The organism is Nitrospirota bacterium (assembly GCA_016235245.1).
GTDB lineage: Bacteria > Nitrospirota > Thermodesulfovibrionia > Thermodesulfovibrionales > UBA6898 > UBA6898.
On the sequence record JACRLO010000023.1, the window covers coordinates 1 to 18476 of the forward strand.

Genomic DNA, 18476 nt, shown 5'->3' on the forward strand with positions numbered 1-18476 from the left:
CCAACTCGGTCTGCGTTGGCTCAAGCGCTGCGTGGCGACGGCGATGCAGCGGCTGCCTGTCTTCAACGCCTGCCTAACGCCAATTCGTTTAGCGCCTGTCATCAAGCGGCTTTAATTAAATTGGTAAGGGAATCAGACTTCGGCATACAGAATCATTCAAGACTCTTGAAAATCGTCATGGAGTCCAAGGATATCCATTGACCGAGGTTGGGAAAAAAGACATTGAGAATATATCCAAGTTCATATTGGCGAATATCTGTAGTGCCGAGAAAAGAGCAGGAATCTATTCATCCAACGTTAGACAGGTTTATGAGACAGCCGAGTTATTGTCGGGTGCTACCGGTCTTCCTTGGCATGTCGATGAAAATCTAAGAAATTTGCATGTGGGGGTTTTCGATGGTTTGGCAGATGATGAGGTTAATTCCAAGTATCCCGATGCAGCTCGTCGTCTTGCGCTTTGGCGTCAGGGAAAATTGGATGTAAACGAAATCGGGATTCCGGAAGCCGAGACAATGAGGGATTTCTTGGACAGAATTAGATTAGCGCTTCAGCCAATTCTTTGTTCTGATTTGGATGTTGCAGTTGTTGTTGTTTCGCGATCTGTTGGAATCGCAATAATCAATATTCTCTTGGAAAATACATATTTGAGAGATAAACCTTATACTAGGTATCGGCTTGATCCTGGCTCAATCACACTGCTTGAAGTGAGCCAACCTCACGGAGCTAGGTTGACCTTTGACAATCGATCAGATTTTCTTAACCGTGCCATGAATTATCCGGACGATTAACACACCCTAGAATAAGGTGATATTAGTAATGACTTTAATGAACAAAGCCACGATGTAATGTAAACATCCCATCGTAATATTAAGGAAAAACAAGAATGTCTGATCGAGGTTATCCTGTTCAACCGATACTAGGTGAGGTCATGAGACGCGCCACTTCACTTGGGGTCAGGAAAATTATTGTAGTCTCATCTGCTGGTCGCACTGCCAAAGAGTGTGCTCAGTATTTCAATCCTAACGAATTTGATATCATTGTAGTTACGGATCGAGCACACTCATGGTGGCCAATTGATCAAATCCCCGAAAGCTATAGAGATACATTTCGCCAAGAATGGCCTTTTGAAGTCACAGAAAGTGATTATGCTTGCGGTATTGCACCGGATTCGGCGGTCGCACAAGAATTGTACAAGCTCGGAGTGAAAAGAATTGTTCAAGGTACAGAGGTTTTTAGAGGCATCCTATGGTCTTCTGGCTTAAATCTAAATCTTGTTGTTGCCGAAACCCTCAAGTTATTTGGGGATGGGGTCAAAGTCGCGATCGAGTGTGCGTTGATGGCATGTGATGCGGGTGCAGTAGAACCCGGAGAAACAATTATTTCAATAGCGTTGCCTCCGATGAAATCCCATGCCGCGCTTGTCATCCAAGCAACTCCTAGCGATGAGTTATTTGGAGTCACTTGGCAAAGAAGAGCACATCCTGGGTTACGTGTCAGGGAGATTATTAGTAAAGGCTGGTATTAAGGATTGTTTTTCCTAGTTCGAGACGTCAATCTCCATTACATTAAAAACACATTGGCCAAGCGGATTGCCAAAATAAAAGCTCTGGTTGGGGCTGACTTGGAGCTGAACAGATTTTACATCCTTTCAGTTTTGAAAATTTATTCGGACTAACAGTATAATCAAAGCGTCTCGTTTTCAGTGCCAATTATTGATTCGCCTTTTGTTTTATGCAGTTTATGGTGAGTGACCAAAGGGAAGTGAGCGTATCCAATTTGTTCTGCCATAGTTCTGAAGAGGTCTAGTGTTATGCCATATGACATTGTTGTGGTGTGGCGGGTTCTTGAGCATTGCAATCTAACATGTCCTTTCTGTGAATTCAGGAAGAATTTATCTTTTTCTCGAACTTCGTTTAGCACGGAAGAGATTTTACGATTTTCATTTTTGCTTGCAGAGTATTCTCGCCTGACAAACAAGAGGATCCTAGTGAGTTGGCTAGGTGGCGAGTCTCTTTTGTGGAAAGGCATATTCGATGTATCTCGGAGCCTGAAGAGTCATGGTTTATTGGTTTCTGCGACCACGAACGGTACCCTTTTGGGATTACCAGACATAGCGGAACAAGTAGTCCGTGTGTTTGATGAGATAACAATCAGCATTGATGGATTTAATTCAGTACACGATCAGCTAAGGTGTCAGGAAGGATTGTTCGAAAAGCTTCTAGAGGCGATAAGTAGGATTGATAAACTTCGGGCAACGATTCCATCTGCGCTGAATACTATTAGGGTGAATTCTATTCTTTCGTCGGTTTCGATCAATGATTTCGAGAAACTTTGTCGTCGTTTGGGTTCAGCGGGAGTCAATCAGATCACCTTTAACCAACTTATTAGCGATAAAAAGAGCGAACTATATGCTTCGCTGGGATTAAGGCCTGAACATCTAGATTCTCTGGCGAAGATTCATCAACTTGGTCGTCCATTATTCGAAGAATTAAATGTCAAACTTTTGGGGTCAGATCTTTATTTCGCTCGAATTCAGAAGTATATTTCCGATGAGCCAGTTTCAATTGCCAATTGTTATCCCGGGTCTCGTATTCTTTTCATCGATCAATTTGGAAGGATCGGTCCGTGTAGTTTTATAACTGCTCAAACTGGGATCCAGACAAGTGATGTTCACTCTATTAACGATTTTAGCTTATTGCCGGATAGATTGCGCCAATCTATTTTAACGAACCATCCTTCGCAATGCGATAACTGCTTGGATCCGAACGTTTTTGGTAAATTTGATAATCCATCCGTTCTCTTTAATCTGTCTCAATCTCGAATATCAAATGGACAATGTCTGGTCGATGCCGCTGGAAATTGCGATGATAGATCAATATGAAAGTCTAATAGTATCGTAGCATTGTGAAAAGATCAATGCGGTCTCGAAGTGCTAATTACGGTAATTGCTAGTTCACAGTCTTTACAAAAGTAGCCGGCACGGTACACTGATGAGTGAAGCAACCAACTTCCTCAGGAGGTGTGCCATGCGCAGCTTGACCGATTATATCACGGAATGTGCCTGGATTGACGTTTTCACCGTTTGGTTTGTCCTGGTCGACGATACGTTCAATCTTCTGTATCAGCGATTGCGTGCCAGCGGACCGATGCCGACTTTCGCCGACAGCGAAGTCATCACGATTAGCCTGATTAGCGATACCTATTTTCATGGCAACGAAGAACTCGCACTGGCGTTTGTCCGCCAACATTATTTGACGCTCTTTCCCAACTTGTTGTCGAATAGTCGATTCAATCGCCGCCGGCGGTCCCTAAGTGTGTGTATCGAAGGCGTGCGTCGAGCGTTGAGTGCCGCCTTGATTGATCCCGAGGACGCGCTCCGCTTGACGGACAGTGCCCCCATTCGTCTGCACCTATCAGCGGGACTACACCTGCCAAACTGTGTCGGGGGCTGTGTGTCTTTCTTATGTCCGAATGCAACAAATACCTGGGGAGCAGAAATATCTGCCAATTATTTGCGACCAGAAGATGTCGCTGAAGTCGTCCACTTCGTACTGGGCGCAGATTCGAACAATGCAGTTGCCCAAGTTGTATTTCGTTCGCTACAATCATTGGATCCTTAATTCAGTAGAGGATCTACATCAATGATTTGAACAACTGGCATACATTGTTTGTGCAAAACGTGTTTTGGCCGAGTCCGGATTCATATTCGAATCTGAACGCTATAATCCCACCATACCTTATCAACGGTTGAAAGAGAATCACACTCTCTGTAGCGGACAAACATAGGATCCGGTTAGTTTGCCTTGGCCAACGTTATTCTGAAATGGTCTGAATGCTTCGAATATATGTTAACTATTGATTGTAAAGGAGCCGTGGAAAAAATGTTCACTAAGACATCATCTGATGCCACGCTAAATGGTTTTCATATTCGCGTTGTGGTTTCGGTAGGAATTGCATGGGCAACGCTTTCTCTTGGAATAATGCTTGCTGGTTTTGTAGTGCCTCTAGCTTTTACGCAAGGAATTACCAACTTATCACTCTCTGTATACATGATAGCAGGTCTAGGGTCTCTGTATATTGGAATGCCATTGTCAACAAAGTTTGCCACGCTTGTTGGGGAGAAAAATACAATCCTTATTGGCTTAGGTATTGTAGGACTCGCATCAATAATATCTATCATTTTTGATGACTTTTGGACACTGACCATTGTCCGTTTTCTCGGTGGTTTCCGTCTCGCGCGCGAAGGCCATGTATGGTTTCGATCTTTTCTGGCCAGCGGGATATTTTCTTGGATGTGCAGGGGGAATTGGAATATTGTTCCTTGGCGGCAGCAATTCTGCGCTTCTGTTTTTCATGTGTGGACTACTTGCGTTAATATCTTTGGGAATAGTTGCTACTTTGCCATCCACTCCCGCAAGATTTGTAAAGCAGTATCAAACATCGGGGGATCTTACAGCTGATCTCATAGAGATAAACAGACCCGTTAGAGTATCGATCTCACGGTCCAGGTCTTCGGCCAAGCAACTTGCGATCTTATCCTGGGTACTAATGAATATTCTTTACTACGCGATTTTTCTATGGGCTCCAACCCTATTATTTCAAGCATTCGTTTCCAATTCGATCTTGTTTGCTTTAGGTCTATTGCTTTTTGGAGGAGTGCAGTTACCGAGCCAGTTATTAGCAAATCAGGTAATGGAGCGAGCAATACCCTTCAAACTTTTTCTGGTCAGTGTGACCACCTCCGTATGTGCTTTGGTAATCATCCTTGCTTGCTATAACAGCGGCTTTTCCATAATTGGATGGATAGCGCTGGCTGTGGCTACTATGTGGGCATGGGCTGCGCTATATCCATTAACAGATTTGCTTTCACAAACAGATAATAGCATAAGCGAAAATGCTCAACGATGGGGCAAACTATCTGCAGTTTTCGGTCCTCTGCTTGTTGCTTTAGTTTGGGACTGGTCTTCATCTCCAATCATCGCGCTGTTTTCTGTTGCTATCGTTCTAGTAATATTGCTGGCGTTGATCTTCTGGATTGTAATGCGAGATGCAAACAGTGAATTTCCTGCATAGCCACCGTTCCATTACTTATCCACATGACTCGAGGAAGAAAAGGCAAAGACAATTGGGATTTAACTATTGTCCAGCTTGTGGGACGCCACTTACACAAGGATGGAGAGGGAAAGACTTGGCTGTTTGCGATGTATGTGGATATGTCATACACTTATCTCCCGCATCTGTGGTCTGTGCTTTGTTAATAAGAAAAGACAAGGTTTTGCTAGAAAAGCGGCGATATGACCCTAGTGCTGGTCTATGGTGTCTCCCAGGGGGCTTTGTCAAAATTGGCGAAAGCACCGAAGACGCCTTGAAACGCGAAGTCAAGGAAGAGCTTGGCGCGAAAGTGAACATCGGTGATCTTCTGGGGGTATATAATGACATTCAGTTAAAGACCGTGGTAACGGTCTATGCCTTTCCTAGGTTTAAAGGCCGTGTACTATCGAGAGAAGAGACCTTGGAGGCAAGTTGGTTTCAAATTAGCAAGATCCCATGGGACAGTCTAGCGTTTCCAAGTACTCATCAAGCACTTCGAGATTTGGCCGCGACTTATTTTACTTCACAGAAACGATGGAAATCCAACAGACTGGGGAAAGATCTTTTTGGAAAGAGTAATAATTTTTCTAGAACTATATGCATCGACTTTGATGGTGTAATAGCCGATATTTCCGGGGGGTATTACGGGGAAAGTGTCTTTGGTAAACCATTAAAAGGAACAAAAGGTGCTCTTAAGCTGCTACACAATCTTGGTTGGCGAATAGTGATATACACAAGCCGCAGAAGAATTAACTCCATCAGAAAATACATGGAAGAAAATGATTTATATTTCGATGATATAAATAAGGAATCGCACGACCCGGATGCTATTTTTATCAAGCCTATAGCAGATATTTACTTGGATGATAAGGGTATGACTTTTAACGGAGACTGGTCATCCACGGTGCACCAAATCAAGTCCTTCCTGCCTTGGTACGAATCACTATAGGCAAGGTATCAATAATTTGTCACGTTAGGACCATTTTTTCTATGAGGTGGCAATGAAAGAACAAAAGTATTCGCCCCTGGGATTAAAAGGTATCGGCCATATCGAAATCCTTGTAAGGGATTTGCAAAGTTGTTGTGAATTCTACAAAGAGAAGATTGGATGGGTGATATCTGAACGCACAGAAGATTTTGTAAACTTCGAAGTGTTAGGTGTTCCGTTCTCACTTCTAGCGGTGAAACCACTACCGACTGCCGTGTCAATAGAAATGCCACAGAACTCAGTTATCCTTCTTTTTCTCGTGGATGACTGCGACGAAGTCGTCTCCGAGCTTATCGCCAAAGGAGTGCATTTCATATCTATGCCGTCAGATAAACCCTGGGGCAGAGTCGCTGAATTCTGTGATCCCGAAGGCAACAAGTGGCAAGTAGTCAAGAAAAATGTTTGACTTTATGAAGAGAGGAGATATCTTATCTATATACGACGTGAATCCATGTCCCACTTTGTGAGTATGTTTAGTGTCGCCATCAAATCGTGCAACATGCCGAATTATTTTCGACCCCTGATTCGAATATGTCGTTGGATTACCGATTAGCTCTCAATAATCACGACATCGTGGACACTTTTTTCGTGTGGCAACGATCGTCAAGGGTCGTCTAAAGATTTCCAAAGGCGGAAAATTGTCCACGATGTCGTGATTATTGACAATTAGCTTTATGCGGTCGAATAGGTTTTCTTTCGATGCGATTGCCACAAGCCTCCAAGCGATATCCTGCCTGTTTGACTCTTTAGTGACATTGATCCTGCAATGAGATAGGACACGAATCCCAAGAAGCGATGGCATTCCTGAATTTGCTTTAGCGGATTTGAAAAGGAATTTAGTCAGAGATTGCCAATGGATAGTACCGAGAGGGGCAAGCTGGTATCAAAATAATTGAAAAGGCTCGGGGCGCAGAAGAATGTTGATGGATACCAGGTTCCCAAACCAAGGCCAAGTTTTGGTCGGCCAAGTAATTCAACAATTTTCTGATTTGGCTTATTTGCAAGCTTCGACTCCCTCGTGTATAATAAAAATGCGCAGTGTGGATCAATCTGCCCAAACCATTGGGTGATGCAGTACCGCCGCTTCAGTAAATTCCGAAACGAGTTGTCTCAAACCTATGATACTGTTGGCGAATTCAGTTTTTCCTAGCGACTTACCGAGTTCTCCCAATTCAAGCGACCATTTCATGCGCTAATTTCCACACGACATAAGATTCGCCAACAGTATCCACTTATTGACACATTCCGTAGCCGAAATCGTAGAATATTCTACCCATGTTGGGGACAGTCTTGGAGTGTCCAAGGGAGAACAGAAGATGGAAATGCAGCGTAGTGTTTATGTAATAACCGGTGCAAATAAGGGATTGGGTTTATCCTTCGTTAAGGAAGCAATCCAGAGAAATGGTACTGTCGAAGCAATCAGCAAATCGCCACAATCCTCCAGTCTGTCATTTGAATGTAATTTTGATTTTACCCAATTGGATTGTTCGGATGCGGTTGCAACAGGAGTATTCTGGGTAGCTCTAAGCCGGAAATGTCATTCAGATACAGATGTTATTCTCATCAACAACGCAGGCACCTATTACAAAGGTTTGCTCACGGAGACAGACCCGGCGACGTATTTGCAGCTCATAAAAGACAACTACTTGTCTGCGGTCAACATGACCAAAGGATTTGTAACCAACTTTAAAAAGGGTACAATCGTTAATATCATTTCGACTGGTGCATTGAGGAACAAGGCAGGTGGATCAGGTTATGGTTCCGCAAAAGCTGCAGAAGCATCATTCTTCTCGGCATTACGAGACGAGTTCAAAAGCACTAATTTTCGAATCATGAACATTTATGCCGGCTCTATCAACACTTGGTCCCCTAACCCAGAACCCGGCTGCATCAAACCAGATGAGCTAGCAAAATGGATTTTAGACACCGCAATAATGAAGGGCACTTTCGAGATAGCTGACTGTACTTTGTTGCCATTCAGCGAATAGGATTGTCGAGCCTAACGAATAATGTCGAAATCAGGAGGTGTACAATGCAGTATCGTAGCTTTGGGTCAATCGGATGGAACGTCTCCGCGATTAGCACAGGAACATATGCAATAGGTGGCAATTGGGGACCGACTGACGACAAATCCTCTATCGCGGCTATCAGAAGAGCTTTTGACCTCGGTGTGAACTTTTTTGACACCGCAGACGTTTACGGATTGGGCAAAAGCGAAACATTGCTATCAGAGGCCCTTGCAGGAATGCGCACCAAGTTCTATATAGCTACCAAAGGTGGACGTGATTTCTACTCTGCTCCACCTAAGATATCGAAAAACTTTGATGTCAAGTACCTCGCGGTGGCATTAGACAGAAGCCTCGGTCGACTGAAAACTGATAATGTTGACCTTTATCAACTGCATGGTCCCACCATAGATCAAATGAAACAAGGAGATATTTTCGAGTTTGTCGCTAGAGCCAAGCAACTTGGTAAGGTCCGTGCATGTGGGGTTTCGTTGAACACCCTGGACGAAGTGAGAACAGCGCTTTCATCCAAGATAGTTGAGGCAATCCAGTATCCCTTTAGTATATTGAACCAGAACAACGGTCCCGAAGTGTTTGCTCTCTGCAAAAAGCAAGGCGTTGCATTAATTGTACGAGAGCCATTGGCTCAAGGGCTTTTGACCGGAAAATACACTTTGGACTCGAAATTTCCCGCTGACGATCATCGTTCGCGCGAGTGGACACGTGAGTTTTTGGAAAGCAACCTTCACAAACTCGGTCGTTTGCCCTTTCTTGCTACTGCAAACAGGTCTATGGTGCAAGCAGCTTTGCAATTTATTCTTTCTTTTAATGAAGTTTCTACCGTGATTCCGGGCCCTAGGAACTCGAAACAGCTAGAAGAACATTTAGGGACATTCCGAGCTACTCTTCTTACAAAGGAGGAGATTTCTCAAATATTGCAGGTCTAGGGTCATAGAGTATTGGAATAGTAATGAAAAGGAATTCTATTTGAAGATAAGGACGAATAAGCGGACTCTTGCCTAGGTACTAACAGATCTTTGACTTTGTGAAACGTTACCGCTGTTGTTAGCGTTTGGTATTCAGAACCTAATCAACGGCATTCGGATTTATCAGAATTCATCTGGAGATGTATGTAAGATGCTTTTGTCAGATTGAAAGCAGAGCTCAGGACGACTTGTTGTGGTCCACTTGCTCTGCTTTCTCATTTAATGGGAACCGATGGTCTCGATATCTTTCTGTGAGCCATTTGATTCGAAAATCAGAATCAATGGTCAGTGACTTCGCAGTTACGCATCCCAAGAGTAAATTAGGAAGTCACTAACTCAAATCCAATTTGCGAAATACGGGGGGAAAAGTGAATCTCTACGACGAACTGAATGCGTACTTAAAATCCCAAATTCTTTTGACAGTTGCAACACTCGGAAAGGAATATCCTTGGACTTGTAGTGTATATTTTGGGTATTCAGACGGCCGCTTCTATTTCACATCGAAGCGGGATACACAACATGCCAAAGATATCGGAAATGGCGCGATTGTTGCTTTCGCAGTTGCAGACTCAGCACAAACACCATCTGCTGTTATCGTAGGAGTTCAGGGACGCGGATTTTGCCGTCCAGCCAGGTTGGACGATGCTACTAAAATAGTAGTAAATTACGGTCAGAAATTCAAAGAATTTCTGGCTGACTATGGTAGTCTTCCTAATCTCCTTGAAGTTATGAAAGGGGGCACTGTTTACGTGATTGAGGCGCACAGCATAAAGTTTACTAACAAGAATTTATTCAAAGACGCCCAGATTCTCTCTTTTGATCTTCGAGCGTAATGGCAAATGCCTACATTCCCATGATCTGGTTGATTGGGCCCATTGGCTGGGGGATCGATCTGTTAGTCGAGCACTATCCCACAGAAAACCAAGGCTGTTTTTGCAAAGGTTTTCAAAAGATGTTCATCTGGGATTGTGCGATGATCTCTCGGATGATAATGGATGGAAACAGAGTGCGACTGTTCGGGAATAATCTGGGCAACTCAATTGAAGCCCGAGACCTGCGAAAGAGATTAAATTCAGATGGTCATATCTTGGTCGAGATTGGCTCTGATCCTCCCAGCCCGCCAATGGACTTAATTATTCAATCCAATAATGGAAGCCGCACGTGGATCTCAAACATAATTCCGCCGAAACTTGAGGAACTTGTCCTGACTTTGAAAAAATACAAAGCGGAAAGTCCTGACATAATTTACACAGATCATTGGCTAGACACCTGCGATATCAAGCCATACTTTGCCGAATTTGGAGTATTCTCCCCAAAGCTGCTTTACTGCAATGCTGGGGATTGTAATGAGCTGGGAGCAGTTAATCGACTAAGTGAGTATTTGAACGTTCCGGGAATAATTCAAGTATCTTTGAAGATTCAGGTAGAGATGCAGGATCTGGCAAAACAAATCAAGCCACGTCGACAACATGCAATCGTGCTTACTAGAGACAGTAAGAATATTTTCATAATGTGGAACGACACTATACATGAAGTCCAAGTCGAGCCGTTATACGATATCAGAACAACCGGAGCTGGCGCAATTTTCTCTGCCAGGATCATTGATTACCTTGCTAAAAGAATCAGCGACTGGCAGTCGTATATTCTTCAAGCAGTTTCTTATTCGACTGCACATACTATGCTCGCTCTCAAAAAAAACATACGACCGTACTATTTATAGATTGTACTTCGTAAAATTCTAAACACTTAACCTATCTTAAAAGTATCACTTGCCCATGGAGTAGCCATTGACGTTTTGGTGGTAAATGACCTTCCGGCGGAAGAGTCTGTCTGGCAAGGGTAGCCTGGTGTACGCGAACCAGTTTAAATGCAGTTTGATGTCGACAACAAGCAGCCAAGCGCGCTCGGGCAGCTTTGGGGAGAATTGCATACCCAGTAGTCGCAATCTTCAACTATGAAGAAATCAACATCACGCTAGATTGGGAAATTGTTAACTTTTTATCTGTATTTTTGATTGGCGAGGTTTGAAGTGGATGCTGTTTTTGATCAGATGCGAACTCTAAAGGAAGATAACTGGAAAGCACTCAAGGAAATTCTATACCAGTTAGATGTTATCATAGGTAAGAACCCATCTAGCAGTATGCGACGCGTGCTAGAAAGCCGTGATTTTGTTCAATATCTTGGCTATTCTTTTAGTCCGAATGAACATCAGGCATTTCTTGATGTATTGAATTCGAGTTATGGCGAGCATATTGTAGAGACTTTCAAGCGTCGATCGATTCAATATATTTCAAGACTGTTGAGGCTCCTTGAGAGATTCCCGGACCCTACGATCGATCAAATGACCAAAATGCGGTGGGAAACATCAATTAAGGGTCTTCTTAGAGATATGGGGGCGCTTGATGATTCCAATTCTACTTTGAAACAGGTAGAAGATTTCGCGAAATCGACCCTTGAGTTAACAAGATTTACTGCAACTTGGCATGATCCTGAGTTGGTAACTGCGTTGTATCTTCTTGAGATGAGCGATAAAGAGGGTAGAGGTATAACACATACGGCGGAAGAATATTTACTTGGAATGGCTCGACGCGAATTGGAGGTACTAATCGATCCTTCAAGCAAAAACTTTTTCAGTTCACTGCTAGATGATGAGGCGAACATTTGGTGGGGATTACTCACGCTCCTAGACTGGAAGCGGGAAAATTTTGTCATATATCAGTATTCAGGAATGGATGGATTTCTAAAAATAATTGACCGGCTATTATCAAGAAATAGCATAACTTATCCCAAGGGTAAGGTGGCTCGGAAAGAAATCACCTTTGAGATACAATCAGAACAGAAGACCGTATTATTTATTGGTAGTGCTGCTTTTCAAATCGCAGATATTATCCAAGATAATGAAATTTCAGATTATCCGATGCGTATTCGCAACCAGGTTCTTGAATTCCAAAAACCGTTCTTGTTCGGGCAAAAAATGCGCCAACCTAGCCATTTGTACTTCAGATGTTTGGAATCTGAGGTCTGGGGAAGAATGCTTGCATGGAAAGATGGCAAAGGGATGCTTGATGAACGTGGCATTTCTTTACGGCCAGGTAGTTATGTGTTTCATCAATAACGTTTACTGAACATAGAATTACCTTGAAGTAACCAGTTCGATTCACTAGAGAAGAGGTTGAGAAATGCCTTTCCCGAACATCCCTTTTTGGAAGCAATCCGAACGCATGACTGTTGTATCCCTGCCCGGGGTCTCAGGACAAATGATTCGGGCAAACGGAGGGTACTGGCGAATACGATTGATTGAAATGCGCCTCTCACGTGACTGGGTGTTTACAACAAGATTACATCCCTCGTTTCATTTGCAATACAGTTTCAATGGAGAATACGTTCAGACACTTGTTGGACCCCAACAATTGGGAGCGTTTCGCGGTGACAAGCGTCTAGTACAAATGAGTCCGCAAGTAGTTACTCCACCTATTCCTCATACCGGAGCGCCTTTCGAGATCGGGTTGGCGTTAATTGCTGTTCCAGGCGAGGAATTGGCTGAGGGAATGCTCAACCTTTTGAGTGGGCTTTCCGGAGCTGTTGGACGTTTGGACGTTGTTGCAGCAGTTGGGATTGCGGATCTACTTCGGCGGGGAATAAATACCGTGTTGGGTCTAAATACCTGTGAGATGAGGTTGGGTTGGAGTGGGCAAATTGGACAGCATGAATTCTTAAATCAGACCCACATCATTGTAGCGCCACCTGGTTTAAGTGATTGGACGCCACAGAACCTCAGCGTGATTGGCGGACAATTGCATATTAAGAATGGGGATATTTCGCGCGTCAGTTATTTGGTATTCTCCATTGAAGTTGCAGAACGTCGCGAAGACTGGTTTGAAATCCCAGATATAAAGAATGCCCTCAATGATTTCAATGTAGAGCTTAGCAGGTCTAGCATCCTTCGAGAGAAATATCTTGCATGTGTAGAAACACTGCTTACCGTTGTCCGAACATCACCATTTCTTATTTCGCCTCAGCGAGACGAAATAATAGAGGGATTGATAGCGGCAAAGAAAAATGCTGAAGAGCAAAACTCGGTTTTGTTCCGTTCAGAATCTGGGACCGTTGCCGAGAAAGTTATTGATGACACGCGTGAAAGAATGTTGCAGTTCTATTCGAGAAAATCCACAGATTTCATTGAAGATGACAGCGAAGGTGTACACCTCGATCGAACACTTAACATAGGCCCGATAGTTTCGTGAATTGGCACCAGGGAGTCTTTTCTCGTTTGAGTATCCGTATCACGAGGCTTAAATGGACACAATCCATGATGTTTGGATCGTATAAGTACACACGGTTAAGAGTTCATCTGCTCAGAAGCAGATGACTTGTGGCGAGGAACAACGAATGGAAAAAACATATCAGCCATTATATAGGAACTCATTCGCTCTGTGTATTGGCATTGACAACTACTTAAATCTAGGAAAACTTGAGACTTGCGTTGCTGGAGCCAAAGAAGTCGCAAGCCTTCTTGCACTTCAGAATTACAAAGTCATGGGGATTTACAATAGCAAAGCCACAGCCTCAAGCATTCGAAAAGCGCTCGCTGAATTCGCGGAAAGTTCAGCAGAGGATGATCGGGTCTTCATATATTTTGCAGGTCACGGTATGCGGAGAAAGAATGTTTCAAACGAAGAGGTAGGTTATTTGGGGCTATATGATACGGGCAAAAATTATAGCAAAGCTCTTTATTTTCAAGATATTATACGAGAATTTCAATTCATTAAAGCCAAACATATTTTTTTGGCACTTGATGCTTGCTTTAGCGGATTAGCTCTTGCTCGACAAGGTGACACTATGAGCGTGCCGTCTGACGACATTGGAACTATAGCCCAGAACCTAACTCGCAAGCGCGCGATAGAAATATTAACAGCAGGAGGAGCCAGGGATTTTGTGTATGATCGGCTCCCATACGGAGAAACAAACCTTTCGCCATTTACGTATTTCCTAACTCAGGGTATCCTGGGAAAAGCTGATTGGAATGGAATAATTACTAGTTATAGTTTGGCAGGATACGTGCGCAATAACGTCCAACTTCACGCCTCGGGGCAGATACCACAATTTGGACCAATCCCTGGGAGTAGTAGCGAAGGAGCCTTCGTCTTTCGCTTTCCGCAGAGTGGATCGGATGAACCTAGATATTTGAAAAATAGCATCCACCTCGATAATAATGCTGTTTCTAGAAAACAAGAGCCGGACTTTGATGATACCATTATTCAAATCCAATCTCAGTGGAATGACAATTGGGAATACATAAGGCACTTCATGAAACTATTGGATCAACTTGCGGAAAGCCATTCTGAAAGCGGTCTTCTACAGGCTCTAGGGAGTAGAGACATATTCTCATGCCTGGGTTTTCCGATGGATGCAACGGAGCATGAAGCATATGTATCTCTTCTTCATTCAGCTTATTATGACATAGAGTTAGAAAGTTGCAAGCCAAGATTGAAGCTTTACTTCCGTAGACTTAAGAACCTTTTGGCTAGGTTTCCTGATGATAAAATACAACTCGAGACAAAAAACAGATGGCAGTCCATTGTTCAAGACATACTCAATACTATGGGGGATGAAGAAGATGCTGCACTAACCCTCAAGCGTGTGGAGGATTTCGCAAAATCGACCTTGGCCTTAACAAGATTCACAAATACCGCACACGACCCAGAGCTTATGTCGGCTCTCTATCTAATCAAAAAGCTCGACTATGCTGATCATGGTGGTTCCGCCAAAGTCGAACAATTTCTGCTCCAAAAAACCAAACATGAATTGGAGCAGTTGATTGATCCCAGTAGCAAGAATCTGTTTACTGAGATGCTGGATGATGAAAGTAATGTTTGGTGGGGGATCCTTGTGCTCCTTGACCATTCAATAGAGGACTTTCAAATACACGATTATAGGGGGATTTCCGGCAGCATACGTCTCATGGAAAGATTGATTGCTCGAAATAAAATAGTATATCCTAATCATGAGGTAGCACGAAAAGAAGTGGCTTTCGAAATACATAATGAGCAAAAGACGATTTTGTGGATAAACAATTTGGGATTTCTCATTGCTCAGTTGTATGATCTGAACAAGGTTCAAGGAATTGGAGATTGTATTCGCAAATATGTATTACTGTTACAACATCCCTTTTTATATGGCGAGAAACCTCGTGTAACTGAAAGTCTCTTTTTCCGGTGTTTAGAGTTGGAAGTATGGGGACGGATTTTATCTTGGAACTCTGGTATCGCCAAAGATCATATAGGGCGCGAAATAAAACCCGGCGAATATAGGAAGGGCTATAGGTTATTTAGGGTCTGAACGACTCGGTTTTCGAATGTTGCCAAGTCGTGTGGCATAAATCTTTGCAAGAAGAGGATATTGCAAAAGAAAGATTTTGCGTTACTGTTCATATACTGATTGTAGAGTCGTGTTTGGTGTTGAATGTCGATTACGAAAAAAACTGCTTGCTTCGTTCCATGTTAGACAAGTTCGCTAACTCCATGCATAGAGCAGCGTGACCGCAACCAAAATCATTTCCCACGAATCTCGCTAATCTGCACTAATCTTTAATTTTGATTCGTGTGGATTCGTGTGATTAGCGGGAAAAATCTTCGGGGTTGTGATAGTTTCTGCAGAGGAATACTATACAATGACCGAAGGAAACCCCTGCGCTTAAATCAACTAATATTTCAATATGCTATCACATTTCCAGTATTGTAGCATTTGAGTTCATACTTGAGCGGCAACAATAGTGCGGCGTACGGGCTTTCAGCCGAAGTCTCGTTTGTGATTTGTTACTACTACTGAGCTACAAATCCGAGGTGTTCTTGTGGCGTATCCGAATCTTTCCGAGATTACTCTTTTAGAAGCTTCGATAGCTATCAAAGGAAAGCAGCTATCTCCAATTGAATTGGTTTCTGCATGTCTGGCTCGAATCGAAAAACTCAATCCTATCCTAAATGCCTATATTACGGTAGCACACGATGAGGCTTTGAGTAGTGCTCGGTCTGCCACAGAGGAAATTGCTCAAGGAAATGCATTGAAGCCTTTACACGGTATTCCCATGGGGATCAAGGACGTTTTTGATGTTGCCGGAATGCCAACCACCGCAGGAAGTTCCCATACTACATTTCCGTCAATCGATAGTACTATTGCCAGAAAGTTAAAGGATGCAGGGGCGATCTTGTTAGGGAAACACAATATGCACGAATGGGCCTGCGGAGCTACTAATCGTGAGTCACATTTTGGACCAGTTCATAATCCTTGGAATGTGGATTGCATCTCAGGAGGATCAAGTGGAGGTTCAGCTGCGGCAGTTGCCGCTGGACTGGATCTTGGATCAATCGGAAGTGATACAGCGGGGTCTATCAGAATACCTGCCGCGCTGTGTGGAGTGGTTGGATTAAAACCAACTTTCGGCTCAGTAAGTAGAAACGGGATGGTCCCACTAAGTTGGTCATTAGATCATGTAGGGACTATAGCGCGAACAGTTGACGATGTTGAAACGCTTTTTAAAATAATAGCGCAGAAGCCAACAAACATTGTAGAGAGCAACGAGATCAGTGCTTCAATAGTGCAGGCTGATGGAATTCGGTGCTCAGACAACCTGGTTGGACTTAGGGTAGGCATACCCAAGACATACTTCTTTGATGGTTTGGATAAGGAAGTCCAGAATGCTCTCCACAAGGCCATAGAAGATATTACAAACTTTGGAGCGATAGTAGACGAAGTATCGTTACCGGATGTCGCAGAAGCAGTCAACGCTCATGCAATCATCATGTATAGTGATGCGGCAGCATATCACGAGGAGTCGCTTGCATCAAATGCTTTGATTTTCAGCGATACCGTGATCGGAAGGCTAAGGCGAGGGCAAGAGTACAAAGCCACAGAGTACTCAAAAGCAAAGCAAATACAATCGAGTTGGACTAAATGTTTGGAGCACCTATTTCAAAAGATCGATGTTCTTATTACTCCAACAACGGCGGTGCCAGCCCCTCATATCATTAAAGTACCAAATAGCGAAAATCGTCCTTTGATACTGTTGACATGTTTGTTTAACCTTACAGGCAATCCGGCTATATCATTACCATGTGGGTTTACATCTCTTGGACTTCCAATTGGCATGCAGTTGGTGGCAAAAAAGTGGTACGAATCGACTCTTGTTGCAACAGCAAGATTCTATGAGCAATCTCATCCATGGTCGAAGCAACGTCCTGGCATTCCAAGTTAAACTTCTGTCGCACTGGACTGCATGCACTTTGGGAACAAGAGTGAAACGAGTTAAACATGGAATGCATGCATTATTATGAGCTTCCTCGTCATTTCAGTGAAAATCTTGAACTAAGAACCGAGATTATTCCGTGCCTCAAAATTTTGTTATTCGGGTAACCAAAAATGCCGGTAGTTGACATCAAGTTCAAAGAACGTGTTGTGGCAGGCCATCAATTATGTGGCATCGCAGAAGATGTTGCTCGGGTAGTGGCATGTCACCTTGACTCACTGCCGGAGCATGTGTCAGTGGAAATCATACCTCAAACACCTTGGATCTTGAATCGCAAGGACATCGATATCGAGGTGAGACTGCACCTGTCTTCTCGTAGTAACCAACGTCCAGCGATTGCAGAGCTTGCAAGAGCACTTGTGAATTTGGCTGAAAGATATCTTGCAGAGCAAGATATCACATGCTCACTAAGTGCGACAATTCAAGTATTTCAAGAGGGGGTATATGAGCATTCCGTGAAGAATGAAAACGGGAGCTAGAGTTGAGTCGTATACCCCATGAGGCAATCGTCTCTGAGTTGGCCTCGTCCCCGGTGGGCTTGATCGCCGTGTCATTGAGTGGCTCGATTGGATTGGCATTGCCAAGATTCGTGCGAGCACTGAAAAAAATCTCATCAGCTCGCTCCATAAACTCTTGATGCCATTGGGTCAACAACTCCTACTAATCTGATTCTGATTGCAAATGTTTTTTCGTCTTCGGGGATTTCGTAAATACTCGAGCACGACTCTCAACTTGAGATCGGGTGAGTATTGAGCATCATTCTCGACCTGAGTTTTTCGTATGGTCATGTCAACCCTCCCCCAGTATTATATCTGAAAAATTACTTTCTAACGTCAAGTGAATCGGCTTTTCCAAAATCGCGGAACGATGAAGAGAAAACTTACTCGACGATTGAGTGGGGTTCTACCAACCGAATGTACGCTATGCCATAATTGTTAATCTTATGACGCATTAAAAAAGTCCACGCCTTTTATCAAGCGTGGACTTTTGATTCTTCAAGCCAACGTAACAGTAACAGGAATGGTATTCACCTTAGCTGTGCAGTCCCCCATTCCAATAACCAGTCTCGCCATCAAAGTGATGGGTAAGGTGTTGTGTAATTG

Annotated in this window: 17 protein-coding genes; all 17 read left to right on the top strand. The window is 43.4% G+C overall.

The genetic code is table 11. The features are described from left to right. Positions 1-119: 119 nt before the first annotated feature. The 17 genes from HZB31_11220 to HZB31_11300 all read left to right on the top strand — a co-directional run bounded on the left by HZB31_11220 (position 120) and on the right by HZB31_11300 (position 17852). A complete protein-coding gene (locus HZB31_11220) occupies positions 120-788 on the top strand; it encodes a histidine phosphatase family protein (protein ID MBI5848495.1) in 669 nt (222 codons plus the stop codon). Positions 789-928: 140 nt separating this feature from the next. Beyond that, complete coding sequence (locus HZB31_11225; protein ID MBI5848496.1) at positions 929-1525, top strand: hypothetical protein; 597 nt, start codon at positions 929-931, stop codon at positions 1523-1525. Between the two features lie 285 nt (positions 1526-1810). Further along, positions 1811-2881 carry a radical SAM protein gene (locus HZB31_11230; protein MBI5848497.1) on the top strand — a complete coding sequence of 357 codons (1071 nt, stop codon included), beginning with the start codon at positions 1811-1813 and terminating at the stop codon, positions 2879-2881. A gap of 145 nt (positions 2882-3026) precedes the next feature. Continuing rightward, complete coding sequence (locus tag HZB31_11235; GenBank protein MBI5848498.1) at positions 3027-3620, top strand: hypothetical protein; 594 nt, start codon at positions 3027-3029, stop codon at positions 3618-3620. A 225-nt stretch (positions 3621-3845) separates the two neighbouring features. Further along, positions 3846-4460 (top strand): hypothetical protein, encoded by a 615-nt coding sequence (locus tag HZB31_11240; GenBank protein MBI5848499.1) that lies wholly within the window; start codon positions 3846-3848, stop codon positions 4458-4460. A gap of 88 nt (positions 4461-4548) precedes the next feature. Next, complete coding sequence (locus HZB31_11245; GenBank protein MBI5848500.1) at positions 4549-5073, top strand: hypothetical protein; 525 nt, start codon at positions 4549-4551, stop codon at positions 5071-5073. Positions 5074-5125: 52 nt separating this feature from the next. Beyond that, positions 5126-6040, top strand: coding sequence for an NUDIX domain-containing protein (locus tag HZB31_11250; GenBank protein MBI5848501.1), 915 nt, complete (start codon positions 5126-5128; stop codon positions 6038-6040). A 52-nt stretch (positions 6041-6092) separates the two neighbouring features. Then, positions 6093-6485, top strand: coding sequence for a VOC family protein (locus HZB31_11255; protein MBI5848502.1), 393 nt, complete (start codon positions 6093-6095; stop codon positions 6483-6485). Between the two features lie 910 nt (positions 6486-7395). Continuing rightward, positions 7396-8067: an SDR family NAD(P)-dependent oxidoreductase gene (locus HZB31_11260; protein ID MBI5848503.1), complete on the top strand. Its 672-nt coding sequence runs from the start codon at positions 7396-7398 to the stop codon at positions 8065-8067. 44 nt (positions 8068-8111) lie between these two features. Continuing rightward, complete coding sequence (locus HZB31_11265) at positions 8112-9032, top strand: aldo/keto reductase (protein ID MBI5848504.1); 921 nt, start codon at positions 8112-8114, stop codon at positions 9030-9032. A gap of 407 nt (positions 9033-9439) precedes the next feature. Continuing rightward, the gene (locus tag HZB31_11270; GenBank protein ID MBI5848505.1) at positions 9440-9904 is read left to right on the top strand and encodes a pyridoxamine 5'-phosphate oxidase family protein; all 465 of its coding nucleotides are present in this window, start codon (positions 9440-9442) and stop codon (positions 9902-9904) included. 158 nt (positions 9905-10062) lie between these two features. Then, on the top strand, positions 10063-10791 hold the full coding sequence (locus HZB31_11275) for a hypothetical protein (protein MBI5848506.1): 729 nt from the start codon (positions 10063-10065) through the stop codon (positions 10789-10791). Positions 10792-11100: 309 nt separating this feature from the next. Next, complete coding sequence (locus HZB31_11280; protein ID MBI5848507.1) at positions 11101-12186, top strand: hypothetical protein; 1086 nt, start codon at positions 11101-11103, stop codon at positions 12184-12186. 64 nt (positions 12187-12250) lie between these two features. After that, positions 12251-13315 carry a hypothetical protein gene (locus HZB31_11285; GenBank protein MBI5848508.1) on the top strand — a complete coding sequence of 355 codons (1065 nt, stop codon included), beginning with the start codon at positions 12251-12253 and terminating at the stop codon, positions 13313-13315. 145 nt (positions 13316-13460) lie between these two features. Beyond that, positions 13461-15410: a caspase family protein gene (locus HZB31_11290; GenBank protein MBI5848509.1), complete on the top strand. Its 1950-nt coding sequence runs from the start codon at positions 13461-13463 to the stop codon at positions 15408-15410. Between the two features lie 511 nt (positions 15411-15921). After that, a complete protein-coding gene (locus HZB31_11295; protein ID MBI5848510.1) occupies positions 15922-17322 on the top strand; it encodes an amidase in 1401 nt (466 codons plus the stop codon). Between the two features lie 164 nt (positions 17323-17486). Beyond that, the gene (locus HZB31_11300) at positions 17487-17852 is read left to right on the top strand and encodes a hypothetical protein (protein ID MBI5848511.1); all 366 of its coding nucleotides are present in this window, start codon (positions 17487-17489) and stop codon (positions 17850-17852) included. The last annotated feature ends 624 nt before the right edge of the window (positions 17853-18476 follow it).